General features: G+C 70.3%; 27 protein-coding genes. 11 read left to right on the plus strand and 16 right to left on the minus strand.

The window, feature by feature from the left end; genetic code table 11:
• Positions 1-19: 19 nt before the first annotated feature.
• Genes ACWIDZ_RS04835 through ACWIDZ_RS04845 form a run of 3 tightly spaced genes read right to left on the minus strand, consistent with a single transcriptional unit; the run spans position 20 to position 2,335 of the window.
• Entirely contained in the window at positions 20-952 is a 933-nt protein-coding gene (locus ACWIDZ_RS04835) for a bifunctional riboflavin kinase/FAD synthetase (RefSeq protein WP_453989001.1), read from the minus strand.
• Between the two features lie 12 nt (positions 953-964).
• The gene (locus tag ACWIDZ_RS04840; RefSeq protein WP_291779782.1) at positions 965-1,426 is read right to left on the minus strand and encodes a MaoC family dehydratase; all 462 of its coding nucleotides are present in this window, start codon (positions 1,424-1,426) and stop codon (positions 965-967) included.
• A 39-nt stretch (positions 1,427-1,465) separates the two neighbouring features.
• On the minus strand, positions 1,466-2,335 hold the full coding sequence (locus ACWIDZ_RS04845; protein WP_343828600.1) for a TIGR01459 family HAD-type hydrolase: 870 nt from the start codon (positions 2,333-2,335) through the stop codon (positions 1,466-1,468).
• 107 nt (positions 2,336-2,442) lie between these two features.
• Between ACWIDZ_RS04845 and lspA the strand changes: the two genes are divergently transcribed.
• The 5 genes from lspA to ACWIDZ_RS04870 all read left to right on the plus strand — a co-directional run bounded on the left by lspA (position 2,443) and on the right by ACWIDZ_RS04870 (position 8,585).
• Positions 2,443-2,970 (plus strand): signal peptidase II, encoded by a 528-nt coding sequence (lspA, locus tag ACWIDZ_RS04850; protein ID WP_453989003.1) that lies wholly within the window; start codon positions 2,443-2,445, stop codon positions 2,968-2,970.
• A gap of 67 nt (positions 2,971-3,037) precedes the next feature.
• Entirely contained in the window at positions 3,038-3,604 is a 567-nt protein-coding gene (locus ACWIDZ_RS04855) for a DUF3035 domain-containing protein (protein WP_291779772.1), read from the plus strand.
• 138 nt (positions 3,605-3,742) lie between these two features.
• The gene (locus ACWIDZ_RS04860; protein ID WP_453989004.1) at positions 3,743-5,257 is read left to right on the plus strand and encodes a TolC family protein; all 1,515 of its coding nucleotides are present in this window, start codon (positions 3,743-3,745) and stop codon (positions 5,255-5,257) included.
• Positions 5,254-6,306, plus strand: coding sequence for an HlyD family secretion protein (locus ACWIDZ_RS04865; RefSeq protein ID WP_453989006.1), 1,053 nt, complete (start codon positions 5,254-5,256; stop codon positions 6,304-6,306). The genes ACWIDZ_RS04860 and ACWIDZ_RS04865 overlap by 4 nt, the downstream gene beginning before the upstream one ends.
• On the plus strand, positions 6,303-8,585 hold the full coding sequence (locus ACWIDZ_RS04870) for an ABC transporter permease (RefSeq protein ID WP_453989007.1): 2,283 nt from the start codon (positions 6,303-6,305) through the stop codon (positions 8,583-8,585). Before ACWIDZ_RS04865 ends, ACWIDZ_RS04870 begins: the two co-directional genes overlap by 4 nt.
• A gap of 4 nt (positions 8,586-8,589) precedes the next feature.
• Here the strand turns inward: ACWIDZ_RS04870 and ACWIDZ_RS04875 are convergent, their stop codons facing one another.
• Positions 8,590-9,477, minus strand: a complete 888-nt coding sequence (locus tag ACWIDZ_RS04875; RefSeq protein WP_453989008.1) for an SDR family NAD(P)-dependent oxidoreductase — start codon at positions 9,475-9,477, stop codon at positions 8,590-8,592.
• Between the two features lie 42 nt (positions 9,478-9,519).
• Complete coding sequence (gloB, locus tag ACWIDZ_RS04880; protein WP_453989009.1) at positions 9,520-10,251, minus strand: hydroxyacylglutathione hydrolase; 732 nt, start codon at positions 10,249-10,251, stop codon at positions 9,520-9,522.
• A 132-nt stretch (positions 10,252-10,383) separates the two neighbouring features.
• Between gloB and ACWIDZ_RS04885 the strand changes: the two genes are divergently transcribed.
• The 5 genes from ACWIDZ_RS04885 to ACWIDZ_RS04905 all read left to right on the plus strand — a co-directional run bounded on the left by ACWIDZ_RS04885 (position 10,384) and on the right by ACWIDZ_RS04905 (position 15,034).
• A complete protein-coding gene (locus ACWIDZ_RS04885; RefSeq protein WP_453989010.1) occupies positions 10,384-11,175 on the plus strand; it encodes a class I SAM-dependent methyltransferase in 792 nt (263 codons plus the stop codon).
• A 10-nt stretch (positions 11,176-11,185) separates the two neighbouring features.
• Entirely contained in the window at positions 11,186-11,680 is a 495-nt protein-coding gene (locus ACWIDZ_RS04890; RefSeq protein ID WP_343828592.1) for a SixA phosphatase family protein, read from the plus strand.
• On the plus strand, positions 11,677-12,030 hold the full coding sequence (locus ACWIDZ_RS04895) for a DUF952 domain-containing protein (protein WP_453989012.1): 354 nt from the start codon (positions 11,677-11,679) through the stop codon (positions 12,028-12,030). Before ACWIDZ_RS04890 ends, ACWIDZ_RS04895 begins: the two co-directional genes overlap by 4 nt.
• Before the next feature lie 2 nt (positions 12,031-12,032).
• Positions 12,033-13,070: a quinone-dependent dihydroorotate dehydrogenase gene (locus tag ACWIDZ_RS04900; protein ID WP_453989013.1), complete on the plus strand. Its 1,038-nt coding sequence runs from the start codon at positions 12,033-12,035 to the stop codon at positions 13,068-13,070.
• Positions 13,071-13,195: 125 nt separating this feature from the next.
• Positions 13,196-15,034, plus strand: coding sequence for an ATP-binding protein (locus ACWIDZ_RS04905; protein ID WP_453989014.1), 1,839 nt, complete (start codon positions 13,196-13,198; stop codon positions 15,032-15,034).
• Here the strand turns inward: ACWIDZ_RS04905 and ACWIDZ_RS04910 are convergent.
• Positions 15,031-15,453 (minus strand): very short patch repair endonuclease, encoded by a 423-nt coding sequence (locus ACWIDZ_RS04910; RefSeq protein ID WP_453989015.1) that lies wholly within the window; start codon positions 15,451-15,453, stop codon positions 15,031-15,033. The genes ACWIDZ_RS04905 and ACWIDZ_RS04910 overlap by 4 nt on opposite strands.
• Positions 15,454-15,497: 44 nt before the next feature.
• Positions 15,498-15,986 (minus strand): peroxiredoxin, encoded by a 489-nt coding sequence (locus ACWIDZ_RS04915; protein WP_291779660.1) that lies wholly within the window; start codon positions 15,984-15,986, stop codon positions 15,498-15,500.
• 135 nt (positions 15,987-16,121) lie between these two features.
• On the opposite strand from ACWIDZ_RS04915, the gene ACWIDZ_RS04920 reads away from it, so the two are divergent.
• Entirely contained in the window at positions 16,122-16,691 is a 570-nt protein-coding gene (locus tag ACWIDZ_RS04920) for a YqgE/AlgH family protein (RefSeq protein ID WP_452112111.1), read from the plus strand.
• Positions 16,692-16,700: 9 nt separating this feature from the next.
• Here ACWIDZ_RS04920 and ACWIDZ_RS04925 read toward each other — a convergent pair whose 3' ends face one another.
• The 9 genes from ACWIDZ_RS04925 to cyoE all read right to left on the minus strand — a co-directional run bounded on the left by ACWIDZ_RS04925 (position 16,701) and on the right by cyoE (position 24,197).
• Positions 16,701-18,374: a putative bifunctional diguanylate cyclase/phosphodiesterase gene (locus tag ACWIDZ_RS04925; RefSeq protein ID WP_291779656.1), complete on the minus strand. Its 1,674-nt coding sequence runs from the start codon at positions 18,372-18,374 to the stop codon at positions 16,701-16,703.
• On the minus strand, positions 18,371-18,991 hold the full coding sequence (locus tag ACWIDZ_RS04930; protein ID WP_343828586.1) for a GNAT family N-acetyltransferase: 621 nt from the start codon (positions 18,989-18,991) through the stop codon (positions 18,371-18,373). Before ACWIDZ_RS04930 ends, ACWIDZ_RS04925 begins: the two co-directional genes overlap by 4 nt.
• 46 nt (positions 18,992-19,037) lie before the next feature.
• Positions 19,038-20,252, minus strand: coding sequence for a M16 family metallopeptidase (locus tag ACWIDZ_RS04935; RefSeq protein WP_453989148.1), 1,215 nt, complete (start codon positions 20,250-20,252; stop codon positions 19,038-19,040).
• Positions 20,253-20,307: 55 nt separating this feature from the next.
• Positions 20,308-21,036 carry an SURF1 family protein gene (locus tag ACWIDZ_RS04940; RefSeq protein WP_453989016.1) on the minus strand — a complete coding sequence of 243 codons (729 nt, stop codon included), beginning with the start codon at positions 21,034-21,036 and terminating at the stop codon, positions 20,308-20,310.
• Positions 21,036-21,365, minus strand: coding sequence for a DUF983 domain-containing protein (locus ACWIDZ_RS04945; RefSeq protein WP_291779646.1), 330 nt, complete (start codon positions 21,363-21,365; stop codon positions 21,036-21,038). Before ACWIDZ_RS04945 ends, ACWIDZ_RS04940 begins: the two co-directional genes overlap by 1 nt.
• Before the next feature lie 92 nt (positions 21,366-21,457).
• The gene (locus ACWIDZ_RS04950; RefSeq protein ID WP_291779643.1) at positions 21,458-22,336 is read right to left on the minus strand and encodes a cytochrome c oxidase subunit 3; all 879 of its coding nucleotides are present in this window, start codon (positions 22,334-22,336) and stop codon (positions 21,458-21,460) included.
• A gap of 42 nt (positions 22,337-22,378) precedes the next feature.
• On the minus strand, positions 22,379-22,954 hold the full coding sequence (locus ACWIDZ_RS04955) for a cytochrome c oxidase assembly protein (protein WP_291779638.1): 576 nt from the start codon (positions 22,952-22,954) through the stop codon (positions 22,379-22,381).
• Positions 22,955-22,959: 5 nt separating this feature from the next.
• Positions 22,960-23,214, minus strand: a complete 255-nt coding sequence (locus ACWIDZ_RS04960) for a hypothetical protein (protein WP_291779635.1) — start codon at positions 23,212-23,214, stop codon at positions 22,960-22,962.
• Between the two features lie 5 nt (positions 23,215-23,219).
• Positions 23,220-24,197: a heme o synthase gene (cyoE, locus tag ACWIDZ_RS04965; protein WP_312220017.1), complete on the minus strand. Its 978-nt coding sequence runs from the start codon at positions 24,195-24,197 to the stop codon at positions 23,220-23,222.
• Positions 24,198-24,235: the final 38 nt, after the last annotated feature.

The raw sequence follows: 24,235 nt of genomic DNA on the forward strand, positions 1-24,235 counted from the left end.
TCCTGATGGGAGAGGGTCTCTAAAGAGCCAGCACGGCCCTCGCCGCCTCTGCGTCCGCGTCGATCTGGACCTTGAGCGCGTCCAGGCCGTCGAACTTCATCTCGCCGCGCAGGAAGGCGATCAGTTCGGTCTCCAGAACCTGGCCGTAGAGGCTTTCGTCGAAGTCCAGCAGCCAGACTTCCAGCAGCGGCTCTTCGATCTCGAACATCGGGCGCACGCCCAGGTTGGCGACGCCCTTGACCACCCGGCCGTCGGGCAGGCGGGTGCGGGTCGCATAGACCCCATAGGCCGGGCGCATATACTCGCCCATAGCGATGTTGGCGGTGGGCGTGCCGATGGTGCGGCCGCGCTTGTCGCCGTGGATCACCTCGCCCTGAATGGCGAAGGGGCGGCCCAGGATGGCGGCGGCGCGATCCATGTCCCCGGCCTTCAACGCCTCGCGCACGGCGCTGGACGACAGCTTCAGGCCCGAGGCGTCGTCGATGCGGTCGGTGACCGAGACGCCGAAGCCCAGCGTCTCGCCATAAGCCTGCAGCAAGGCGGGCGAGCCGGAGCGGCCCTTGCCGAAGGTGAAGTCGAAGCCGACGGCGGCATGGACGATCCCGAGGCCTTCGGACAGGACGCGGCGGGCGAATTCCTCGTCCGTCATGCCCGCCATCTCGCGATCGAACGGCAGCAGGTACAGGCGATCGACGCCCAGCAGCGCCAGGGCGCGGGCCATCTGGTCCGGCGTCATCAGACGAAAGGGCGCGGCCTCGGGCTGAAACAGGCGGCGCGGATGAGGGTCGAAGCTGACGACGGCCAGGGGAACGCCCAGGCGCTCGGCCGCCCCACGCGCCGAAGCGATGACCGCCTGATGGCCGCGATGCACGCCGTCGAAGGCGCCGACGGCCACGGCCGCCCCCTTCTGCGCGTCCGTCAGGCCGCGCCAGTCGCGAATGACCTCGACCACTTCAGGCGGCCTTCAGCGGGCCGAAGGCTTGCGGCGGCGCGGCACGCGCACGACGGCCACGCCGTCCATGATCAGCTTGTCCTCGACAAAGCCTTCGCAGCGCAGCTCGCCGCGCGCGCTGTCATGGTCCAGGCCGATGACGGTGATGACGATCCGCACCGTGTCGCCGATCCGCACCGGAAAGTGGAAGGCCAGCGTCTGGGAGATGTAGATCGAGCCCGCCCCCGGCAGGATCGTCCCCACCACCGCCGAGCCGAAGGCCGCCGACAGCAGGCCGTGGGCGATGCGGCCGCGATAGGCCGTCTTGGCGGCGAAGGCCTCATCCAGATGCACCGGATTGAAGTCGTCGGAGGCCTCGGCGAACAGACGAATCCGCTCCTCCGTGACGTGAACCGTCTTCTCGGCGGCCATGCCGACGTGGAGTTCGTCGAGGATGTAACCGCCCGACGGGTGCGCTTGGACCAGATCAACCATGAGCGGCCCTTTAAGGCAGGTGCGACGAAATGGCGAGACTCACCACGTCAGTTCCAGAGCGGCGTAGCGGGCGAAGGTCGTCTCGGCACGGAGCAGTTCGGCCGCGCGGGCCGGATCGAGGGCCCCGTCCGCGCCCTTGGCCGCGTCGCCGTGAATGCCCTGGGCGATGAACAGACAGTCCAGCGCCTGCTCGGCGGCGCCCAGCACATCCGTGACCACGCCGTCGCCGATGCACAGGACGCGCGAACGATCGACCGCGCGGCCCATCAGACCCTCGGCCTCCTTCAGCGCCAGGGCGTAGATGGGCGCGAAAGGCTTGCCCGCCATGACCACGCGGCCGCCCATCGACTCATAGAGATCAGCGATGGCGCCGCCGCAGTAGATGATGGAATCGCCGCGCTGGACGATGCGGTCGGGGTTGGCGCAGATCAGCTCCAGCCCGCGCGCGACGGCGGGCGTCAGCCGCTCGCGATAGTCCTCGGGCGTCTCGGTCGTGTCGTCATAGGGGCCGGTGACGGAGATGAAGGCCGCGTCGCCCGCATCGTGGGCGCTGGTCAGGTCCAGGCCTTCATAGAGGACGAAGTCGCGATCCGGCCCGATGATCCAGGCCGGGCCCGGCGCGCGGCGCGCCAATTCCATGCGGGTGGCGTCGCCCGAGGTGACGAAGGCCTTCCAGGCGCTGCGCGGCACGCCCAGGGCGTCCAGTTGCGCCACCACGTCCGGCGACGGGCGCGGCGAGTTGGAGATCAGGACGACGTGGCCGCCCTTCTCGTTGAACTTCGTCAGGGCCTCGCAGGCCGCCGGCCAGCTTTCGCGTCCGTTGTGGATCACGCCCCAGACGTCGCAGAGCAGGATGTCGTAGTCGTCGGCGACGGCGGACAGGCGGGGCAGCGGATGAGGCAGGGTCATGCCCTGCTTATAGCGAGGGAAAACCGGGGGGAAAGGCCGTGCCGACGATCCGCGCCTCTTCGCTTTCCCTCTTCGCCGCCGAACGTCTTCCTGCTAACTCGCTCGGCATGAAGATTTCCCGTCTCGCGCTCGGCGCCTACGGCATCGCCCTGGCCGTCATCATCCTGGACCAACTGACCAAGGCCTGGGTGCTGGGGGCCATCGACGCCGCCCATATCTCCAATATCCCCGACGGCTATCGCATCGCCGAGGTGGCGCCGCCGGTGTTCAACCTGACCTATGTGCTGAATACCGGGGTCAGCTTCGGCCTGTTCGGCGGCGGCGCGGGGCGTTGGATCCTGAGCGTCTTCTCCGTCGTCGTGGCCGGGCTGCTGGCCTGGTGGGCGACGCGGGCCGATCGCCGCCTGCTGATCGCCGCCATCGGTCTGGTCATGGGCGGCGCCGTCGGCAACGTCGTCGACCGCATCCGTTTCGGCGGCGTGGTCGACTTTCTCGACTTTTCCGGCACAGGCCTGTTTCCCTGGATCTTCAACATCGCCGACAGCGGCATCACCGTCGGCGTCGTGCTGCTGATCCTGGACAGCTTCCTGTCCGAGCGCCGTTCGACAGTTGGCGCGGCCCACGAAAAGTCGTAATCACACCCCCTTAACTATCGACCCGAGCCTGCGCCCGTGCGGCGCGCCTCCCGGAGCCGAACGACCCATGCGTAACCGTCCCGTCCTGATCGTGACCCTGGCCGCCGGCGCGGCCCTCAGCCTGAGCGCCTGCGGATCGATGAAGCAGAGCATCGGCCTGACCAAGGTCGTGCCGGACGAATTCGTCACCGTGGCCAGCGCCCCCCTGGTGGTGCCGCCGGAATACGGCCTGACCCCGCCTTCGCCCGGAGCCCCGCGTCCGCAGGAGCTGGCGCCCGAAAGCGCCGCCCGTCAGATTCTGCTGGGCCAGCGCCAGGCGGTGACCCGCACCCCCGGCGAACAGGTCCTGGCCGCCGAGGCCGGCGCCGACCGCGCCGACCCCCTGGCCCGCTACGTCGTCGACGACGAGTTCGGCGGCCTGGCGCACAAGGAAGAAAGCTGGGCCAACCGCATCATGTTCTGGCGCAAGGACGATCCGGCCAGTCAGGCCGCGACGGTCAGCCAGACCTCGGAAGGCGCCAAGACGATTGACGCCTCCAGCGAGCACGCCCGCCTGGAAGCTCTGACCGGCGGCCGCGAAGGCATCACCATCGCGCCGCGTCGCGACAGCCGGTTCAAGCTGCCGGGTCTCTAGGAGCAGCCGGAAACCTTCGTCTTCAATCGAAAGGCGCGTTCGTCACGGCGGGCGCGCCTTTTGCAATTGGCGCGGCTTGCTTGACGCAACGGCCGTGCTTCAGGATCGTTGTTCACGGCTGATTGCGGGGTTGAAGCGATGGCTAGGGCTTGGATCGGATGGCGTGGAGCCCTGGCTGCGGGCGCTCTGACCCTGGGCGCGACGCCCGTCATGGCGCAAGTTCAGCCTACCGCCGCCCAGGAGACGTCGCGCACGCCCCTGACCTACGCCGAAGCCGAGGCGCGGCTGCGCACCACCTCCAGCCTCGGGCGCGCCGCCGGATACGGGGTCGAGGCCGCCGAGGCCCAGGCCCAGGTCGCCGCCGGACTGAACCGGCCCACGGTGTCGCTGGACGCCCAGCTGATCCGCTATCGCAAGACCTTCGACCTGTCGCTGTCGGACGCGCTGGACCGCGCCCAGTCCGACCTCGGCGCCGCCATCCCCGGCCTGATCTCGGACCTGCCGGGGGTGCCTGGCGACGTGCTGAACGCGGTGGGCCAGCGGCTTGAGGCCGCTCTGCCGGAGATCTTCGCCGCCCTGCCCCACGACATCCGCCTGCAGGTGGACGACACCACCTTCCGCCCGACGGTCACGGCGCTCCAGCCCATCTACACCGGCGGGGCCATCCCCGCCCTGCGGCGCGCGGCGGCGGCCAACGTCGACCTGGCTGAGGCCCGGCGGCAGGAGGCCCTGAACCTGGAGAGCGTCAACCTGGCCCGCGCCTATTTCGGCCAGGTGCTGGCCGCCGAGGCGCTGAAGATCGCACTGGAGACCCGCGACGGGTTCGACCTGCACCTGCACAACGCTCGGCGCATGGAGGAGGAAGGGATGCTCAGCCGCGCCCAGACCCTTCAGGTCGAGGTCGCCCGCGACGCCGCCCAGCGCCAGGTCAACCGCGCCGAACTGGAGCATGAGAACGCCGTCGCCTCCCTGGCGCGCGTCGCCGACGTCGAGGCGGGCGTGACCCCGACCACCCCCCTGTTCGTCAATCGCGACCCGGTCGGCCCCGCCTCCGTCTTCCTGGACAGCGCGGGCCAGTCGAATTCGCGCATCGTTCAGGCCCAGGCCGGGCGCGATCTGGCCGAGGCCGGGGCGGATCTCGCGGCCTCGCGGATGAAGCCGTCGGTCTACGCCTTCGGAACCTACAACATGAACCCGGACGACGCCCTGCCGACCGAGCCGGACTGGGCCTTTGGATTGGGCGCCCGCTACACTCTGATGTCGTCGTTGGACCGGCGGAGGATGCTCGGCGCCGCCCGCGCCCAGGCCTCGGCCGCCGGCGAGGTCGAGCGCCAGGCCCGCGACGACGCCCGCCTGCTGGTCACGCGCGCCTACAATCAGGTCGAGCTGGCGCGGCGGCAGTTCCTGACCATGGACAGCAGCCTGGCGGCCGCGCGCGAGAACCTGCGCGTGCAGGAGGTCGGCTTCCGCGAGGGCGAGGCGACCGCCGCCTCGGTCATCGACGCCCGCAACCTGCTGGGGACGGCGCGGCTGCAACGGGCCGCGGCGGCCTATGAATACGACCTCAGCCTGTCGGCCCTGCTGGCGGCGGCGGGAAGCGACCAGACCCTGAACGACTATCTGCAACGCGACGACCGGATCAGCGCCCCATGAGCGAGACGCCTTCTTCGGCCTATACGCCGCCCCAGCCGGCCGAAGCGCCCCCGCCGAAACCGCGCCGGTCGCCCCTGCCCCTGATCGTCGCGGCGGGCGTGGTCCTGCTGATCGCCTTCATCGTCGTGGGCCTGTTCCTGGCCGCCCGCCCGGCGCCGGATCAGGTCCAGGGCATGGTCGAGGCCGAGACCTTCACCGTCGCCACCAAGGTGCCCAGCCGCGTCGAACGCTTCCTGGCCGCCGAGGGCGATCAGGTGAAGGCGGGGCAGGAGCTGGCCCTGATGAGCAGCCCCGAGGTCGAGGCCAAGGACGCCCAGGCCCGCGCCCTGCTGCAATCGACCGAGGCCATCCAGTCCATGAGCCGCGAAGGCGCCCGCGCCGAGGACGTCCGGACGGTCGAGTCCGTCTGGCGCGCCTCCCAGGCCACCGCCCGGCTGGCCGACCAGACGGCGCGCCGGGCGGAGACCCTGTTCGCCGAGGGCGTCATCTCGGCCCAGCGCCGAGACGAGGCCGTCGCCGCCCGCGCCGCCACCGCCTCCCAGACCGAGGCCGCCCGCCAGCAGTATCTGAAGGCCCTGGCCGGAACCCGGCCGCAGGAGAAGTCGGTCGCCGACGCCAACGTCAGCGGCGCCCGCGCCGCCGTCGCCGAGGTCGAGAGCCTGCAGGGCGAGACCCGCCTGACCGCCCCCCACGGCGGCGAGGTGTCGGAACGCTTCGCCAATGTCGGCGAACTGGTGCTGACGGGGGTGCCGGTCTTCACCATCGTCGACACGGCCGATCCCTGGGTCGCCTTCAGCGTGCGCGAGGACCAGTTCCGCGACCTGAAGATCGGCGCGACCGTGCGCGGCGACGTGCCCGCGCTGGGCGTCAAGGGCGCCGCCTTCCGCGTCACCGCCATCAGCCCCCAGGGCGAGTTCGCCACCTGGCGCTCGACCCGCCAGTCCAGCGGCTATGACGTGCGCAGTTTTCAGGTGAAGGCCAAGCCCGCCCGGCCGATCGAGGGTCTGCGGCCGGGCATGAGCGTCCTGTTCGACTGGTCGTCGCGATGATGCGCGGCGCGGCCGTCTTCCTCGCGGCCGTTCAGGACGAGACGCGGCGGCTGGCGACCCGCCCGTGGGACGCCTTCGTCGCCTTCGGCCTGCCGCTGATCCTGCTGGCGGTGATCGCGGCCATGCTGGCCCCCGGCGTCATCCGCCAGGCCCCGGTCGCCGTGGTGGATCAGGATGACTCCGCCTTCAGCCGCGCGGCCATCCGCAACATGGAGGCCAGCCCCGGCGTGCGCGTGGCCCACGCCCCGGCGACGGTGGACGAGGCCGTGGCCCTGATGCGGCGCGGCGAGGTCTACAGCATCACCCACTTCCCCCCAGGCTTCAGCGAAGGCGCCTTTCGCCGCCCGGAACAGGTGACGGTGTCGTTCAACGGCGCCTTCCAGACCGTCGGCGCCCTGTCGGCCCTGGGCCAGTCCTCGGCCATCGCTTCGGCCGCCGCGCCCCGGCTGGAAGAGCGGGCGCGCCAGATGGGCCTGCCCGCCACGGCGCTGGAGCCGCCCGCCGTCCAGGTGTCGATCATCGGCAATCCGCAGCTGAGTTTCGAGCTGTTCCTCGGCGGCCTGCTGGCGCCCGGCGTGCTACACCTGCTGGCGGCCTGTTCAGCGGTGCTGGCGGTCGGACGACTGATGCAGGGCGGCTCGTTCCAGACGTTCAGGGCGCAGACCGGCGGACGGACGACGGCGGCCCTGATCGGGCGGCTGACGCCGCACTTCGTCATCTTCACCCTGTGGGGCCTGGCCTGGATCGGCTGGCTGTGCGGGATCAGAGGCTGGGGCGTGGCGGGGTCACTGCCCCTGCTGATGCTGGGCGTGGCGGCCCTGATGGCGGTCAGCGTCGCCCTGTCGGCCCTGCTGGTCGCCCTGCTGGGGGACGTCGACATGGCGTTTTCGGCCACCGCCATCTATTCGGGCGCGGCCATCGCCTTCTCGAACGGCACCCTGCCGCTGGATCACGGGCCGCGCTTCGCCCGGATCTGGAGCGACATCCTGCCCTACACCCACTATCTGCGCCTTCAGACCGGCCAGATGGTGACAGGCGCGGCGCCCGGCGGGGCCTGGCGCGACTTGGCGATCCTCAGCGCCGTCACCCTGATCGCCCTGATCCTGGCCGCCGTGTTGATCCGCCTGCGCGCCCGCCGTGCGCCCAAGGCCGAGGCCCTGGCCTTTCCCCTGCCCGAACAGGGCGTCGGCGCCGCCTTCATCGCCACATTCCGCAACCTGCCGCGCGCTCGGCCGGTCAGCAGCCTGCTGATCCTCGCTGTCGTTCTCTACGCCTTCTACTATCCGGCCGCCTATGCCGGACAGGCGGCGACGGGCCTGCCAGTCGCCGTGGTGACGCCGACGCAAAGCGCCCTGACCCGCGCCCTGGTCGAAGACCTGAACGCCTCCCACGCGGTCGAGGTCGCCGCCGTCCTCCCCTCGACCGCCCAGGCCTCCGACCTGATGCGGCGCGGCGTGGTCGACGGCGTCGTCATCCTGCCCGAACGGTTCGAAGCCGACCTGGCGCGCGGCGCGCCCGACGGCGTGGCCGTCTGGCTGAACGGCGGCTATCTGGTCCGCGTCACCTCGGTCGGCAAGGCGGTCGCGGCGGCCGCCGCCCATGTCGCCGAGACGCGGCTGGAGGGCCTGCCCGAGGCCGCCCGCGCGGCCCGACTGGCGCCGAGCCTGAAACAGGAATCCCTGTTCAACCCGACCGAGGGCTATGGCGACTACGCCGTGCCCGCCGTCAGCCTGATCATCCTGCAGCAGACCCTGCTGCTGGGCGCGGGCGTCATCGCCGCCCTGCGTCGCGAGACCGGCGCATCCCCCATGCGGCGCAGCGCCCGGCTGGGTCTGTGGCTGGCGCTGACGGCGATCGGCACGGCGTCCTGCCTGTTCTATTTCGGCTTCGTCTTCTGGTTTCAGGACTATCCGCGCGCGGGCGACCTGGCCGGGGTGATCCTGCTGGCGCCGGTCTTCTCGGCCGGGGTTGCGGCGCTGGGCCTGCTGCTGGGCGGACTGTTCGACCGGCACGAGCGGGTGTTGCAGGTGCTGGTCGGAACCTCCGCGCCCCTGTTCTTCCTGGCGGGTGCGGCCTGGCCGCACTTCATGATGCCCAAGCTGCTGGTCTGGCTGGCGCATCTGTCGCCCTCGACCGCGGCGGTTCAGGCCTTCGTGCGAATGAACGCCATGGGCGCCGGCCTGGCCGAAGTCGCGCCCCAGGCTTTGACGCTGATCGCCCTGGCCCTGATCTTCGGCGGCCTGTGGCTGTGGCGCGGCGACGAACGCCGCCGCGCCTGAAGGCTCATCCCGCAGCGACCGGCGCCGTCACGCCCGCCGAGGCCATCTCCTGCGCCGCCTGCTGGAAGCCGAACTCCGGCACGGTCTCGCCTTCGCGGTTCGAGACTTCGTCCCAGCGCGCGATCAGTTGTTCGCCCGCGTCCGCAGCCCCGCCGATGCGCACGCCCGGCGTCAGGGTGATGTTGGCCGTGGCGAAATGCCCGCCGCCCGCGCACAGGATGGCCCGCGTCGGCGCGTCCTCGCCCACCAGCGCCAGCAGGCCGGGGCTGACCAGGGCCGGGTCCAGCGCCTTCAGCACCTCTTCGGACAGGATGCCCGCCGTCATCTGGGTGGCGGCGGTCGGCGTCAGGGCGTTGACCTTGATGTTATATTTGGCGCCCTCGATGGCCAGGGTCTGCATCAGCCCCACCTGGGCCAGCTTGGCCGCGCCATAGTTGGCCTGGCCGAAATTGCCGTAGAGGCCCGAGGACGAGGTCGTCATGACGATGCGGCCGTAGCTCTGCTCGCGCATGATCTCCCACACCGCCTTGGAGCAGATGGCCGCCCCCATCAGATGCACGTCCACCACCAGGCGGAAGTCGTCCAGCGTCATCTTCGAGAAGCTCTTGTCGCGCAGGATGCCGGCGTTGTTGATCAGGATGTCGATGCGGCCCCAGGCCTTCATCGCCGCCTCGACCATGGCCTGAACCGCGTCGACGTCGGTGACCGAACCGGCCGCCGCCATCGCCTGGCCGCCCGCCGCGACGATCTCGTCCACGACGTTCTGGGCCGCCGCCTCGGTCAGATCGTTGACCACGACCTTGGTGCCCTGGCCGGCCAGATAGAGGGCGTGACAGCGGCCCAGGCCCCCGCCCGCGCCGGTCACGATCGCGACCCGATCCTTCAACTGCATGAACATCTCCGATGATGGGTGACTGGAAATCCGGCGGGCGTCCTAGCCCTTGAAACCGTCCTTGAGGGCGCGACGCGCGGCGAAGTCGGCGGCGTCGCGGGCGCGCAGGAAGGGATTGAACCGGCGCTCGATCCCTACCGTGGTCGGCACGCTTGCCTCGCCGCGCTCACGGGCGGCGAAGACGGCCTCGGCGTGCGCCTTCAACGCCTCATCGGCGTCCGGCAGAGACAGGGCGAAGCGAGCGTTCGAGGCCGTGTATTCATGGGCGCAGTAAAGGGTCGTCGCCTCGGGCCAGGCGGCGATACGGTTCAGGCTGTCCCACATCTGCTGCGGCGTCCCCTCGAACAGCCGTCCGCAGCCCAGGGCGAAGATGACGTCGCCGACGAAGGCCAGGCCGTCGTCCGCCGCATGATAGACCACATGGCCCAGCGTATGGCCGGGCGACAGCACCACGTCGAAGGCGGTTTCACCCAGCCGCACCGCCTCGCCGTCAACCAGGACGTGATCCAGCGGCGCCGCGCGGCGCACCTCCTCCGGTCCGGCGATCTCGCAACCGGTCTCGGCCTTCAGCCGTTCGTTGCCGCCGGTGTGGTCCGCGTGCCAGTGGGTGTTCAGGATCAGATCCAGCCGCCCCCACCCCGACGCCTCCAGATCGTCCAGAATGGCCTCAACGTCCGGCGTGTCCACGGCGGCGACCAGCCCCGTCGCCTCGTCGCGGATCAGGAAGCCGTAGTTGTCGGACAGGCAAGGGAACTGGCGAACGGTCAGGGTCATGGGGAGGTCTCCTATCGAAACCCTATCCTACCGGGGCCGCACGACAAACTCCGCTCATCCCGACGGACGCCGGGACGCGCGGTTTTAGGCGGGAAAGCCGACATCCGCCGCGAAATCCGCCATACTGGCCTCATGCGCCGCAGCATCGACGATCTCCGCACCTTCTATGGCGAGCCGACCGGCGCGCTGGCCCGGCGTATGCTGGCGCGACGGCTGGAGGACGCCTGGGGCGAGGCCAACAATTGCGACGTTCTGGGCCTGGGCTACGCCACGCCCTGGCTGGACGGTTTCATCGGCGCGCGCCGGGTGATCGCCGCCATGCCGGGCGGACAGGGCGCCGAGCAATGGGCGGCGGCGGGACGCAACCGCACCGTCCTGGTCGACGACCGGCGCCTGCCCTTCGCGGCCGGGACGTTCGACCGCATCCTGCTGGTCCATGCGCTGGAAGAGGCCGACGATCCGCAAGGCCTGCTGGCCGAGGCGGTGCGCGTCCTGGCCCCGGCCGGGCGGATCATCCTGGCGGCGGCCGCGCGCGGCGGCATGTGGGCGCGGGCCGAGACCACCCCCTTCGGCCACGGCCGCCCCTTCACGCGCGGCCAGCTGGAGCGGCTGGTGCGCGAGGTCGGGCTGGAGCCGACCGCCTGGTCCCAGGCCCTCTACGTCCCGCCGTGGCGGCCGATGCTGCCGCTGGCCGACGGTCTGGAGCAGGTGGGGCCGAAGCTGTTTCCCGGCGCGGCGGGCCTGATCATGCTGGAAGCCTCGCGTCGCGCCTACGCCCGCGTGCGGCCCGGCGGCCTGGCCCAGGCCGTGCTGGCCGGGCGCCCGTCCCTGACCCCCTCCCCCGCCGCGCGCGATCATGCGCGCGCCCGTCCCGCGCACCCCCATCCTGCGCCCCCTATGGGCGCCGCGCGCAAACAGACGTAAAGCCCTCGCCATGCAGAGACTGATCCTGATGCGTCACGCCAAGGCCGAAGCCTCGGCGCCGGGCGGCGACACAGCCCGGCCCTTGAGCGAACGCGGCCGCCGCGACGCCGCCGCCATGGGCCGCGCCCTGGCCGAACGCGGCATGAAGCCGGACATGGCTCTGGTCTCGGGCGCCCAGCGCACGCGAGACACCTGGGACGGGGTCAGCGAGCATTTCGGCGATGTCGAGCTGCACGTCTCCGACGCCCTCTACAACGCCCCCGCCGACGTCCTGCGCCGCGCGGTCGAGGCGGCCGAGGACCAGGCGGGCTGCCTGCTGCTGATCGCCCATAACCCCGGCGTGCATCAGCTGGCGGTCGAATACCTGATCGAGAGCGCCGCCTCGCCTGCGGTGCTGGACAAGATGAGCGGCGGCTTCCCCACCGGGGCGGCGGCGGTCTTCAGCGTCGATGTCGCCGGGCGCCCGTACTATGAAGGCTGGCTGACCCCGGAGACCGTAGCGTGACCGACCGGCCCGACGTCGCGTTCAAGATCCTGAGCCGCGTCGACTGGCGCGCCGCCCTGGCCGAGGGCCGCTATGACGGCTCGGCCGTGGACCGGGCCGACGGCTACATCCACCTGTCCGCAGCCGATCAGCTGGAAGCCACGGCGGCCAAACACTACGCCGATCAGGCCGACCTGATGCTGGTCGAGGTGGATTTGACCGCCCTGGGCGACGCCCTGATCTGGGAGCCGTCGCGCGGCGGCGCCCTGTTTCCCCATATCTACGGCCCCCTGCCCGTCGCGGCGACGCGCGCCGCGCGCGCCCTGTCGGTGACGGCCGACGGCCGCATGATCATCGACGAGACCGCCTGAACATGAGCCTGACCGACCTCGGCGCCTGGGCGCTGCGCCAACTCGATCCGGAAGCCGCGCACCGCCTGGCCATTCGCGCCCTGCAGATGACGCCCCTGCCCGCGCCCGGCGCCGACGATCCGATCCTGAAGACCACGATCGCAGGGCTGGAGATGTCCAATCCCGTCGGTCTGGCCGCCGGTCTGGACAAGAACGGCGAGGCGCTGGAAGGCTTGTCGCGCCTGGGCTTCGGCGCGGTGGAGTGCGGCTCGGTCACCCCGCGCGCCCAACCCGGCAACCCCAGGCCGCGCCTGTTCCGCCTGGCGGAAGACCGGGCCATCATCAACCGCATGGGCTTCAACAACGAGGGGCTGGAGCCTTTCGCCGCCCGTCTGGCGCGGCGTCCGACCCGCACCGCCATCGGCGCCAATCTGGGCGCCAACAAGGATACCGAGGACAAGGCCGCCGACTATGTCGCGGGGCTGAAGCGGCTGGCGGGTCTGGCCGACTATTTCACCGTCAACATCTCCTCGCCCAACACGCCGGGCCTGCGCGCGCTTCAGGGACGCGAAGCGCTGGACGACCTGCTGGGCCGTATCCATGAGGCCCGCCCCGCCGACGGCGCGCCGGTCTTCCTGAAGATCGCGCCCGATCTGATCGGCGAGGAGATCGGCATGATCGTCGAGGCCTCCATCGCCCACCGCATCGACGCCCTGATCGTGTCCAATACGACGCTGGAGCGGCCCGCCTCGCTGCGGTCCGCCTATATGGGCGAGGCGGGCGGCCTGTCGGGCGCTCCATTGAAACCCTTCGCCCAGAAGGCGCTGGAGGCGGCGGCCGAGGCGGCGGGCGGGCGCCTGCCGCTGATCGCGGTGGGGGGAATCTCCGACGGCGCTGACGCCTGGGCCCGCATCCGCGCGGGCGCCTCGGCGGTCCAGGTCTACTCGGCCATGATCTATGAAGGCCCCGGCATGGTCGGCCGGATCAAGCGCGATCTGGCGGCCCGTCTGCGGGCCGAGGGCTTTTCCAGCGTGGCCGAAGCGGTCGGCTCCGGCCGTTGACGGAGCATTAGGTCTCCGTCGCCATGATGCAACGGAAGGGCGCCGTCGCCCGTTCGGATCGCCGCATGACGCAGACCGATGCATCCCGGAGCGGGTGGGCTTCCGCCATCCGACAGCGGCACAAGATGCTGCCCCAACGACTCGTCGTGGGTCTGGCCTGCGCCCTGTTGTTCAGCCCCATCCTCGGCCTGTCGCTCTGCCTCGTCTGGCTGGCTGTCTATCTGCTGCTGCAACTGGCCGAGGCCGCCGCATTCGCATCGGTGACGCGCGGTCAGGCGATGACGCTCAAGGGCTGGCGCGGCGCTCTGGGCGACCTGGCCCTGACGGCCAACGCCGGCGTCTACGCCAGCATCGCCATCCCCCTGTGGACCTTGGGCGGGCTGCCCGGCGGCGTGGTCGCCACCACCCTGCTGGCGGCGGGCGCGATCAATTCGGTCATCGCCTCCGCCGGCAATCTGCGGGTCTTCATCTGGACCGTGACGCCCCAGGTGGCGGTCCTGGCGCTGACGCCGTTCTTCATGGCCCAGTCAAACGTCCAGGGACGCTTCATCCTGCCTGTGGCCGTCGGAGTTCTGGCCTTCGTCTTCTTCTGCCTGACCACGCGCAGCCGCCTCTACGCAGCGGGCGCGGCCGAGGCCCGCGCCCTCAAGGAGGCGGACGACAAGCGCCGCGAGGCCGAAAGCATCATGGCGGGTCGCAGCGCCCTTCTGGCCGCCGTGGCCCACGACCTGCGCACCCCGATCGGCGCCATCCTGACCGGCGCGCATGAGTTGAGCCGCGTTGCTGCGTCCTCCTCCTCGACCCGCCAGCAGACGGCCATGATCGAGGACGCCGGCCTGATGATGAAGGAGCTGCTGGACGACCTGCTCGATCACGCCCGCCTCGACGCCGGCCGCCTCAAGGTCGAGACGCGCGGGTTCGATCTGCGCGACCTGCTCAACCACACCTTCCGTCTGTGGCAGGGTCCCGTCCGCGCCAAGGGCCTGCGCCTGCGTCTCGACGGTTCGCGCTACATGCCTCGCATCGTCCAGGGCGACGCCATGCGCCTGCGCCAGGTGCTCAACAACCTGATCTCCAACGCGGTGAAGTTCACCGACTCCGGCGCCGTCACCGTCCGACTGTGCGCCTGGCGGGACGAGGCCGGGCGCCATGTCCTGCTGATCGACGTGGCCGATACGGGGCCGGGCATGACGACCAGCCAGTTGGAGCGCCTCTTCACTCCCTTCGACCAGACCGCCGACGGCGTGGCCGCCCGCTACGGCGGCTCAGGCCTGGGCCTGGCGATCAGCCGCGACCTGATCGAACTGATGGGCGGTCGGCTGACGGTCCGCAGCGAGGCGGGCCAGGGGTCGACCTTCACCGTCGCCCTCACCCTGTCGGAAGGCGAAGAAGACGGTGAAGTCGCCGCCTTCCTCGCCGCCCCTCCTCTGGCCGGCGGACCGTCCGCCGCGACGCCGCCCCGGCGTCCGCTCCCAGTGGACGCCCCGCCTGCGCCGCGCGAAGAGACGGAAACGCCCCTCGCCGCCGCCCCAGCCGAGCCGGACCCCGACGCCGAACGCCCGCTGCGGGTTCTGGTGGTGGACGACCACGCCATCAACCGCCGCGCCGTTCAGGTGATCCTGCAGGCCCTCGACTGCGAACTGACCATGGCCGAGGACGGCATGGCCGCCCTCAAGGCCTGTGACGCCGACGTCTTCGACGTCATCTTCATGGATGTGCGGATGCCCGAACTGGACGGTCGCGAGACGACGCGCCGCCTGCGCGCGGGCGGCGGACCGAACGCCGACGCCCCGGTCATCGCCGTAACCGCCGACACCTCTCCGGAGGACATCGCCGCCTGCCTGGAGGCCGGCATGAACCATTTCGTGGCCAAGCCGCTGACGCCGGCGGTGCTGCTCACCGCCCTGAGCGAAGTCCTGGACCCCGCCGGCGACGCTGAAGTCGGCGCCCAGGCCGTGGCCTAACCGGCGTCGGCTTCGCCCCGCACCTCAGCCAGCAGCCGCTCGCCCCAATCCGGCGTCTTCTGCCCGCACTCCCACAGGGTCAGCACCCGCCAACCCGCCGCCGCCAGCTCGGCGGCGACGCGGTCGTCGCGCGTCCGGTTGCGATCGATCTTGGCCAACCAGTAGTCGGCGTTGGAACGGGGCTGGCGCGCGCCGCGCGGGCAGTCATGGCCGTGCCAGAAACAGCCGTGGACGAACAGGGCGATGCGTCGCCCCTTCATCACCACATCGGGTCGGCCGGGCAGGCCGCAGCCGCCCAGCCGATAGCCGATCCCGGCGCCCCTCAGCAGGCGCCGGACCTTCAGTTCGGGCGCGGTGTCGCGCCCCTTCACCCGCCGCATGACGGCGCTGCGCTTTTCCGGGGTGAAGACGTCGCCCATGGCTCAACCCGCCGTTCGGGCCGCCGCCTGGGCGACGCCGCTCATCACAGCTGGGCCAGCAGGTGCTCGGCCGAGGAGACCTTGAACTCGCCGCCCTGCTCGATGTTGAGCTGGTCGACCACGCCGTCCTTGACCAGCATGGAGTAACGCTGCGAGCGCTCGCCCATGCCGAAGCCTTTGGCGTCCAGCGACAGGCCCACGGCGCGGGTGAAGTCGCCGTTGCCGTCCGCCAGCATGACGATGTCGTCGGCGCCGTTCAGTTCATTGTCCTTGGCCCAGGCGCCCATGACGAAGGCGTCGTTGACCGAGACGCAGGCGACGGTGTCCACGCCCTTGCCCGCCAGATCGGCGCGATGGTCGACATAGCCCGGCAGGTGGCGCGCGGAGCAGGTCGGGGTGAAGGCGCCCGGCACGGCGAACAGGGCGACCGTCTTGCCGCCGAACAGCTCGGCCGTCGTGACCGGCTTGGGGCCGTCGGGCGTCATGGTCGTCAGGGTGGCGTCGGGAATGCGGTCGCCGATCTGGATGGTCATGTCGGGGTCTCCGGGAGTTCGGCCCGGACGATCCAGGACGATGGGAGTCAGATAGAGACCCGTAAGGAGATCGCCAAGCGCGCCGGGCCCTGAGAATGGCTTGCGCCCGCCATCGTCCGCCCCGATGATAGAGGCATGACTGCCTTCTCCTCCCTGACCGGGCGTCTTCTGGTGGCGATGCCGGGTATCGACGACGATCGCTTCCGCCACGCCGTCATCCTGATCTGCGCCCACGACGATGAACACGCCCTGGGCCTGCGCCTGGACCAGCCCGCGCCAGGCGTGTCCCTGGCCGAGGTCCTTGAAAAGCTGGACACGCCGATCGACGACGCCGCGGGCGACCGTTCGGTGCTGATCGGCGGCCCGGTCGAGCGCGAGCGCGGCTTCGTCCTGCACACGGACGACTGGACCAGCGAGGACGCCAGCCTGACCTTCGGCGACGGCCTGGCCCTGACCGGCACACGCGACGCCCTGACCGCCATGGCCGACGCCGAGGACGGACCTAGCCGCTCCATCCTGCTGCTGGGCTACGCCGGCTGGGGCGAGGGGCAGCTCGAGGAAGAGCTGAACGAGAACATCTGGCTGACGACGGACGCCGATCCGGCCCTGATCTTCGACGCCGACTACGACACCAAATGGAGCCGCGCCCTGGCCGCCCTCGGCGTCGACGCCGCCCGTCTGTCCAGCCAGAGCGGCCGGGCCTGAGCCCCGCTTCTAGACCGAGCGCGCCTTGATCGGAGCGGCCCCGTCGGCGAGGGACTCGTTCAGATAGACCTCCGCCTCCTGGGCGGGCAGGGCCGGCGCATAGCCGAAGCCCTGGCCGTAGTGACAGCCGTCGTCGAGCAGCAGCTTGGCCAGGACCGCGTTCTCCACCCCTTCGGCCACCACCTCCAGCGCCAGGTCGCGCCCCAGGTTGACGACCGATTTGACGATCTTGGCCGAGCCCTCGTCCTTGTCCATCGTCAGCACGAAATAGCGGTCGATCTTCAGCGTGTCGAACGGCAGCTTGGCCAGGTAGGACAGGGATGAGAAGCCCGTGCCGAAGTCGTCCAGCGCCAGGCTGGCCCCCGCCTCGCGCAGGGCCTTCAGCACCTCGGCGGCGCGCGCGGTGTCGCGCATGATGTCGCCCTCGGTGACTTCCAGCTTCAGGGCGCCGCGCGGCAGGCCGGCTTCCTTGATGATGCGGGCGACGTCCTCGACCAGATGGGCGCGCTCGATCTCGCCCACCGACAGGTTGACGCTGCAGAACAGCCGCCCGGCGCCGGGATGGCGCTGCAGCCACTCGGCCAGCTGACGCGCCGCCTGGGTCATCATCAGCAGGCCGAGCTCGTTCATCAGGCCCATTTCATCGGCCAGGGTCAGGAACTCGTCCGGCGGCACCAGGCCGCGCCGAGGGTGCCGCCACCGGGCCAGGGCCTCGAAGCCCGCCACCGCGCCCGTGCCCAGGTTGACGATCGGCTGGTAGAAGGGCTCGATCTCGCCGCGCACGAAGGCGTTTCGCAGGTCCGCCTCCAGCGCCAGACGAGACAGGCTGTCGCTCTCCAGCGCCCGACCATAGGCCGCCGCCCCGCCGCGTCCGGCCTGCTTGGCCTGTTCGACCGCCAGTTCGACCCGGCGCAGCAGTTCGGCGGCGTCCGGCGCGTCCGGTCCGCCCTCAGCCGTCACGGCGCCGATGGACAGGGTGGGATAGATGTCGAAACCCGCCAGCCGCAGGGGCTGTTCAAGCGCCTCGCGCAGCCGTTCGCTGCCGCTGGCGCCGCTGCCGCCCCGCCGCACCAGGACGGCGAACTCGTCCTCGCCGATGCGGGCCGGGATGCAGTCCTCGGAGAAGGCCGCCGACAGGCGCGACCCTAGGGCCGACAGCACCAGATCGGCGCGCTCATGGCCCAAGGCTTCGTTGAGACGACGCAGCCGATCCAGATCGGCCACCACCATTTCATAGTCGCCCGCCGTCCCCAGCGTCTCGGCCACGCGCACTAGGAAGGTGCGTCGATCCAGCAACCCCGTCAACGTATCCCGGTCGGCGCCCGCGAACTTGGTCTCCAGGGCGACGATGCCCGCCGCGCGCAAGCCGTCCTCCAGCCAGACGCCGCGCCACAGGCAGGTCTCGCAGCCGCGCATCCGCAGGCGCACGGCGATCTCCGTCCCCTCGGCCTGGGGCTTGAGCAGACGATCCGCCAGAGCCCGATCCTGCGGCAGGGCCAGGGCGGTGAAGGCCGCGCCCGAGCATTGCGGCGCCAACGGTCCCAGGCCGAGCGGCCGGGTGGCCCCGGTGAAGCGGATCTGATCCTCGGCGGGCGTCCATATCCACAGGGCGGCGTCCGCCGCCGCAAGGGCTTCGATCGCCGTGGTGGGGTCCCACGTCAGGGCTCTGGATCGTGTGCTCAAGACGGGTCCGATACTCTGACGGAATGGGCGACTCTGGCGTCGAACTCCTCCTGGAGGACGCCGAACAGCAAATGGTCTGCCCAACGGCCGTTAATTTTCAAATAAGCCCGGGCGACGCCTTCCTGACGAAAGCCCGCCTTTTCCAACACACGGTGCGAAGCATGGTTGGTCGGCACGCAGGCCGCCTCGACCCGATGCAGTCCCAGGCTTCCAAAGGCGTGAGCCAGCATGGCCCGGACCGCCGCCGTGCCGACGCCCCGCCCCGCATAGGGGCGACCGATCCAGTAGCCCAGGGTGCCGGTCTCGGCCACGCCGCGCCGGATGTTGGACAGGGTGATGGCGCCCAGCAGGGCCTCGTCCGCCGGATCGAAGACGAACAACGGCCAGGCCGTCCCCTGCTCCATCTCTCGCGCATAGACGCCCAGGCGGCGACGAAAGGCGGCGCGGGTCAGGTCGTCCTCGGCCCAGGCCGGCTCCCACGGCTGCAGATAGTCGCGCGATTCCTCGCGCAGGGAGGCCCAGGCCACGTAGTCCGAGGGACGCGGCGGGCGCAGCACGACCCCCTGCCCGTTCAGGACCGGTCCGGTCGCCTCGGCCATCCAGTCGAACAGGGCCATGGGTCAAACGATAGCGCGAAGCGGTCCCGGCGTCAGCAGGCCGCGATCAGCCCGCCGCCATCCGCTGACGGAAGGCGCGCCCCGCCCCGCCCGCCGCCCTGGGCCCCAGCACCGCCGTCGCCGACAGCCCCGGCGCCGCCATGAGCCGGCCCACGACGCGCAGATCGTCGGCCGTCTGGGCTTCGATGCGGGCGGCGCTGTCCTCGGACGACACGGGAGCGCCGAACGCCAGGGTCTGCCCCGCCAGACGGCCCGAGCGGCTGGCCGGGCTTTCGTCGGCCATCCACAGGCTGGCGTTCAGCACGGCCTTGGCCCGCGCCAGTTCGGCGTCCGTCGGCCCCCTTTCGGCCAGGTCGAGGATCTCGGCGGCGCACAGCTCAGCCAGCTCCAGCGAGCGCTCGGCCGCCGCTCCGGCGTAGACGCCCAACAGGCCCAGATCGTCATAGGTCTCGTGATAGGCGTCGATGGCGTAGGCCAGACCCCGATCCTCGCGCGCGCTCTGGAACAGGCGCGAGGCCATGCCCCCGCCCAGGATTTCGGTGAACAGGCGCACGGCGGGCTGGCGCGGATCGCTCACCCCCAGGCTGGGAAGCTGGAACACCAGATTGGCCTGTTCGATCTTGCGCGCCAGCCGCGCCTCGCCGCCCGTGAAGACGGCCGGCGCCGTCGTTTCGCCCAGCGCCGACGCCGCCTGGCCGAACCAAGCTTCGGCCAGGGTCAGCAACTCGGCCTCATCGACCGCGCCGGAAACCGCCACCACCATGCGGTCGGGCGAGTAGAGACGGGCGCGCCAGTCGGCGACGGCCGCCCGGTCGGCGGGGGCCAGGCTGGGGACCGACCCCAGGATCGGCCGCCCCAGGGCCTGGCCGGCGAAGGCCTGGGTCTGGGCCATCTCGAACACATGGTCGTCGGGAGTGTCGAAGGCCTCGGCGATCTCCTGAGCCACCACGTCCTTCTCGCGCTCGATCTCCTCGGGCGACAGGGTCGGGCGGAACACCAGGTCGGACAACACCTGCATGGCCAGCGGCAGGCTGCCCTTCAACGCGCGCACGTCGAAGCTGGTGCGCTCATAGCCGGTCGCGGCGTTGATCGAGCCGCCCTCGGCCTCGATGCGCTCCACGATCTCGCGCGCGCCCATGTCGCCCGCGCCCTTGAAGACCAGATGCTCCAGCAGGTGCGACCAGCCGGAATGGACTTCGTCCTCCATGCGGGCGCCGCCGTTGACGGCCACGGTCACGGCGATGGTGCGCAGGCCGGGCATGGGGTCGCACACGACGCGCACGCCGTTGGACAGGGTGTGAAGGCGAGCAGTCAGGTCAGCGGTCCTTGGCAGGCATGGGACGATAGCGGCGCAGCAGCAGGGCCGCGTAGAAGACGACCAGCACGATCGCCAGGCCGAACCAGGTCAGGGCGTAGCCCAGGTGGTTGTTGCTGAAGGCGGCGGGCGGCGCCACCGGCCGCAACCCCGTCAGCTCCGGGTTGGCCGAGGTGGTCGCATAGACGGTGTAGGGCGAGACGGCCTCCGTCACGCCCAGAGCCTCAGCCATGGCCGCCCGGTCGCGGCCGTAGAAGATCTTGCCCGACGGGGGCGGCGTCAGGGCGTTGGGGCCGGGCGCCTGGCGCACCACGCCTGCGATCACGACCGGCATGGCCGCGGCGTCTGCGCGCACGGCGGGACGCTCGGCGACATCCGCCGGCAGGAAGCCGCGATCGACCAGCACGGTCCCCCGGCCCTCGACCGGACAGGCCGAGATCAGCCGCACCCCGGCGTCGCCGTCCTCGATGGTCTGAAGCTCGACGAAGGGCGCCGCGTTCAGGCCCCGGCAGGTCACGACCACCTGGCGGAACTCGGGATCCTCCTGCGCCAGGGCGTCGGTCAGGGCGATGGGCGCCTGCTCCGCAGCGGCCTCAGCCTTGTCGATCAGGTCCAGCTTCCACTGCAGCCGCTGCACCTGCCACACGCCCAGAGCCAGCAGGACGCCGAGCAGCAGGACGGCGACCGCCGTCAGGATGATGGGAAAGCGAGGCCGGGCGGCGACGGTCATCAGGTCTCTCGGTGTGAATCGGCGCCGCGCTGACGCAGCATCTGAAGGGCGGTCATCAGCCCTTTGCCGGGCCGCATCAAGGCCACGGCCAGCACCGCGACCAGAGGCAGCCAGATGATCAGGTGCAGCCAGATCGGCGGGCTCCAGGCGATCTCGACGGCCAGGGCCGAGAAGCCCACCAGGAAGCCGGCGATCTGCATGATGAAGGTCGCCGCCCCATCGCCGGTCTCGACCGCCCCCAGATCATAGCCGCAGACTTCGCAAGTCGAGCGGCGTTTCAGGAAGCCCTCGAACAGCGGCCCCCGCCCGCAGGCCGGACAGCGTCCCATGAGCCCTGCGCGCACGGCGGGCCAGACAAGCAAATCGGCGCGGGGCTTGGGGCCCCGCGCCGACGAAAGCTCGACTTGTCCGTCGGGTTCGATCAACCGAAGACGACGTACATGAAGACGAAGAGGAACAGCCACACCACGTCGACGAAGTGCCAGTACCAGGCGGCGGCTTCGAGACCGAAGTGCTTCTGCGGCGTCATCTGGCCAGCGTAGAGACGCAGCAGGCAGACCGCCAGGAAGATGGTGCCGATCAGGACGTGGAAGCCGTGGAAGCCCGTCGTCATGAAGAAGATGGAGCCGTACAGCTTGGCCTGGGCCGCTTCCTCGCTGAAGAACAGGTGGCCGTGCAGGATGTGATAATACTCGTAGGCCTGAACCGCGGTGAACAGCACGCCCAGCAAGACGGTGATCAGCAGGCCCAGCTTGGCGCCCTTGCGGTCGCCCGAGATCAGGGCGTGGTGCGCCCAGGTCAGGGTCGTGCCCGACAGCAGCAGGATGACCGTGTTCATGAGCGGCAGGCTCCACGGGTCCAGCAGCTCGACGCCCTTGGGCGGCCAGGTCTGCCAGGCGGCGGCGGTGTCCGCCCAGTTGCCGACTTCCGGGATGATCGTGCGCGCTTCATTGAAGATCGCCATGTCGAAGAACATCCAGAAGAAGGAGACGAAGAACATCACCTCCGACGCGATGAACAGCACCATGCCGTAACGCAGGCCGATGCCCACGACCGGGGTGTGGTCGCCCTTGCGGCTTTCCTTCACCACGTCCGACCACCACGAGAACATGGTGAACAGGACGCCGGCCAGGCCGGCGAAGAACAGCCACTTGGTGCCGGCTTCCAGGCCGAACAGGCCCTTCATCCACACCACAGCCCCGATGAACATGATGCAGGCCGACATGGAGCCGACCAGCGGCCACGGGCTGGGGTCTACCAGATGGTAGTCGTGTTGCGGTTTCGCGTGAGCGTCAGCCATTCCCAAGGTCTCTGAATTAAGGCGAGAGTCGTTTGAAGAGGGCTATAGCCCCCGCTCTCCGGCTTTGCCAACAGCAGAGTCGTTCGCAACGGCCTGCTGAAAGCCTTTGGTTGGAAAGAAGGTGTAGCTGAGGGTGATCTGGCGCACCCCCTTCACCTCGGCGTCGGTCGCCATTTCGGGCGCCACGAAATACTGCACCGGGAAGGAAACCGTCGCGCCCGGCGCGATCTCCTGCCCCTCGAAGCAGAAGCATTGCAGCTTCTGGAAATAGGGGCCGGCCCGCTCGGGCACCACGTTATAGGCGGCCGTGGCGTGGATCGGCTGGTCCGAGGTGTTGGTCACTTCGAAATAGGCCATGCCCGTTTCGCCGATGCGAACCTTCTGGCTGGTCTGCTCCGCGCGGAACTTCATCGGCAGGTCGCGGACGTTGGTGTCGAACCGGATCAGGACTTCCTGGTCCAGAACCGCCGTCGGCGCGGCCTCGGCCTTCTTCACCGTGCCGTCAAAGCCGGTGACCTGGCAGAACAGCCGGTACAGCGGCACGGCGGCGAAGGCCGCGCCCGTCATCAGAATCACCAGAGCCGCGCACAGAAGCGCGACCGAATTCTTGTTCTTCACAGCCCTCAAGGCTCCTGGGTTGCAGGCGCGGGAGCGTCCGGCTGGACCGGCGCCGGCAGGGCCGGATCGGCCCTCTCCAGCGTGGCCAGGGCCGCCGCCTCGGCTTCATGCCGCGCCTGGTTGTTGGCGTGCATGCGCGACACCGTCACGGTGTAGACCAGGGCGATGAAGGCCAGCAGGCCCAGGGCGATGGCCACGTTGCGACGCTTGCGCGCACGGACCTGTTCATCGTTCAGCTTCAGGAACTCTGGTTTGGACATGGGATTCAGACTCCGACGCCCGACAGATGCTCGACCAACAGGGCCGAGAACAACGCCATCAGGTACAAGATCGAAAAGGCGAACAGGTTGCGAGCCGGTTTGGCCTCGACCCGAACGTCATACAATGCGGCCTCTCGCCCCACGGCCTCGGCCTTGTCGGGCTGGTCGCCCGCGCGCGAGCGCCACAGGCGGAAGGCGAGGGCCAGGAAGCCCAGCCCCCCGACCGCCGACACCACCAGATAGATCGGCCCGCCCAGGCCGGTGAAGGCCGGCGCGATCGCCACAGGCACGAAGACCAGGCTGTAGAGCAGGATCTGCAGACGCGTGGACTTGGCCCCGCGCGCCACCGGCATCATCGGAATGCCCGCCTTGGCGTAGTCGCCGGCCGAATAGAGCGTCAGGGCCCAGGTGTGGGGCGGCGTCCACATGAAGATGATCAGAAACAGCAGCCAGGCCTGCCAGGGCGCGTCGCCCGTCACCGCAGCCCAGCCGATCACCGGCGGGAGAGCGCCCGCCGCGCCGCCGATGACGATATTCTGAGGCGTGCGGCGCTTGAGCACCAGGGTGTAGAGCCAGGCGTAATAGACGATGGTCAGGGCCAGAAGCCCGCCCGCCAGCCAGTTGGTCGTCATGCCCAGCAGCATGACCGAGAAGACCGACAGCACCATGCCGAAGGCCAGGGCGTCGTTCTTGCGCACGCGGCCGGCGGCGACCGGTCGGCCACGCGTACGGCGCATCAGGGCGTCAGTCTCGCCCTCGACGGCCATGTTGAGAGCGCCGGCCGCTCCCGCCCCGATGGCGATGCACAGGACGGCGACGATAGCGTTGACCCAACTCAGCTGACCCGGCGCCACGACCAGGCCCGTCACCGCCGTGAACACCACCAGCGACATGACGCGCGGCTTCAGCAGTTGGAAGAAGTCTTCCGGCTGGGACGTGGTGACGAGGGGGGTCTCGCGGGCGGGGCGTTCGGTCATGGTCATATAAAGCGCGAAGGCCGCCCTTCCGGTTTCGAAAGGGC

It is taken from the genome of Brevundimonas sp. NPDC055311 (genome assembly GCF_053645695.1).

What these genes read in the sequence shown, in the direction of transcription:
- ACWIDZ_RS04840 (WP_291779782.1), bottom strand. Translation starts at nt 1,426, where the DNA reads ATGGTTGATCTGGTCCAAGCGCACCCGTCGGGCGGTTACATCCTCGAC.
- ACWIDZ_RS04845 (WP_343828600.1), bottom strand. Translation starts at nt 2,335, where the DNA reads ATGACCCTGCCTCATCCGCTGCCCCGCCTGTCCGCCGTCGCCGACGAC.
- lspA (WP_453989003.1), top strand. Translation starts at nt 2,443, where the DNA reads ATGAAGATTTCCCGTCTCGCGCTCGGCGCCTACGGCATCGCCCTGGCC.
- ACWIDZ_RS04855 (WP_291779772.1), top strand. Translation starts at nt 3,038, where the DNA reads ATGCGTAACCGTCCCGTCCTGATCGTGACCCTGGCCGCCGGCGCGGCC.
- ACWIDZ_RS04860 (WP_453989004.1), top strand. Translation starts at nt 3,743, where the DNA reads ATGGCTAGGGCTTGGATCGGATGGCGTGGAGCCCTGGCTGCGGGCGCT.
- ACWIDZ_RS04865 (WP_453989006.1), top strand. Translation starts at nt 5,254, where the DNA reads ATGAGCGAGACGCCTTCTTCGGCCTATACGCCGCCCCAGCCGGCCGAA.
- ACWIDZ_RS04870 (WP_453989007.1), top strand. Translation starts at nt 6,303, where the DNA reads ATGATGCGCGGCGCGGCCGTCTTCCTCGCGGCCGTTCAGGACGAGACG.
- ACWIDZ_RS04875 (WP_453989008.1), bottom strand. Translation starts at nt 9,477, where the DNA reads ATGCAGTTGAAGGATCGGGTCGCGATCGTGACCGGCGCGGGCGGGGGC.
- gloB (WP_453989009.1), bottom strand. Translation starts at nt 10,251, where the DNA reads ATGACCCTGACCGTTCGCCAGTTCCCTTGCCTGTCCGACAACTACGGC.
- ACWIDZ_RS04885 (WP_453989010.1), top strand. Translation starts at nt 10,384, where the DNA reads ATGCGCCGCAGCATCGACGATCTCCGCACCTTCTATGGCGAGCCGACC.
- ACWIDZ_RS04890 (WP_343828592.1), top strand. Translation starts at nt 11,186, where the DNA reads ATGCAGAGACTGATCCTGATGCGTCACGCCAAGGCCGAAGCCTCGGCG.
- ACWIDZ_RS04900 (WP_453989013.1), top strand. Translation starts at nt 12,033, where the DNA reads ATGAGCCTGACCGACCTCGGCGCCTGGGCGCTGCGCCAACTCGATCCG.
- ACWIDZ_RS04905 (WP_453989014.1), top strand. Translation starts at nt 13,196, where the DNA reads ATGCTGCCCCAACGACTCGTCGTGGGTCTGGCCTGCGCCCTGTTGTTC.
- ACWIDZ_RS04910 (WP_453989015.1), bottom strand. Translation starts at nt 15,453, where the DNA reads ATGGGCGACGTCTTCACCCCGGAAAAGCGCAGCGCCGTCATGCGGCGG.
- ACWIDZ_RS04915 (WP_291779660.1), bottom strand. Translation starts at nt 15,986, where the DNA reads ATGACCATCCAGATCGGCGACCGCATTCCCGACGCCACCCTGACGACC.
- ACWIDZ_RS04920 (WP_452112111.1), top strand. Translation starts at nt 16,122, where the DNA reads ATGACTGCCTTCTCCTCCCTGACCGGGCGTCTTCTGGTGGCGATGCCG.
- ACWIDZ_RS04930 (WP_343828586.1), bottom strand. Translation starts at nt 18,991, where the DNA reads ATGGCCCTGTTCGACTGGATGGCCGAGGCGACCGGACCGGTCCTGAAC.
- ACWIDZ_RS04935 (WP_453989148.1), bottom strand. Translation starts at nt 20,252, where the DNA reads ATGCCCGGCCTGCGCACCATCGCCGTGACCGTGGCCGTCAACGGCGGC.
- ACWIDZ_RS04940 (WP_453989016.1), bottom strand. Translation starts at nt 21,036, where the DNA reads ATGACCGTCGCCGCCCGGCCTCGCTTTCCCATCATCCTGACGGCGGTC.
- ACWIDZ_RS04945 (WP_291779646.1), bottom strand. Translation starts at nt 21,365, where the DNA reads ATGGGACGCTGTCCGGCCTGCGGGCGGGGGCCGCTGTTCGAGGGCTTC.
- ACWIDZ_RS04950 (WP_291779643.1), bottom strand. Translation starts at nt 22,336, where the DNA reads ATGGCTGACGCTCACGCGAAACCGCAACACGACTACCATCTGGTAGAC.
- ACWIDZ_RS04960 (WP_291779635.1), bottom strand. Translation starts at nt 23,214, where the DNA reads ATGTCCAAACCAGAGTTCCTGAAGCTGAACGATGAACAGGTCCGTGCG.
- cyoE (WP_312220017.1), bottom strand. Translation starts at nt 24,197, where the DNA reads ATGACCATGACCGAACGCCCCGCCCGCGAGACCCCCCTCGTCACCACG.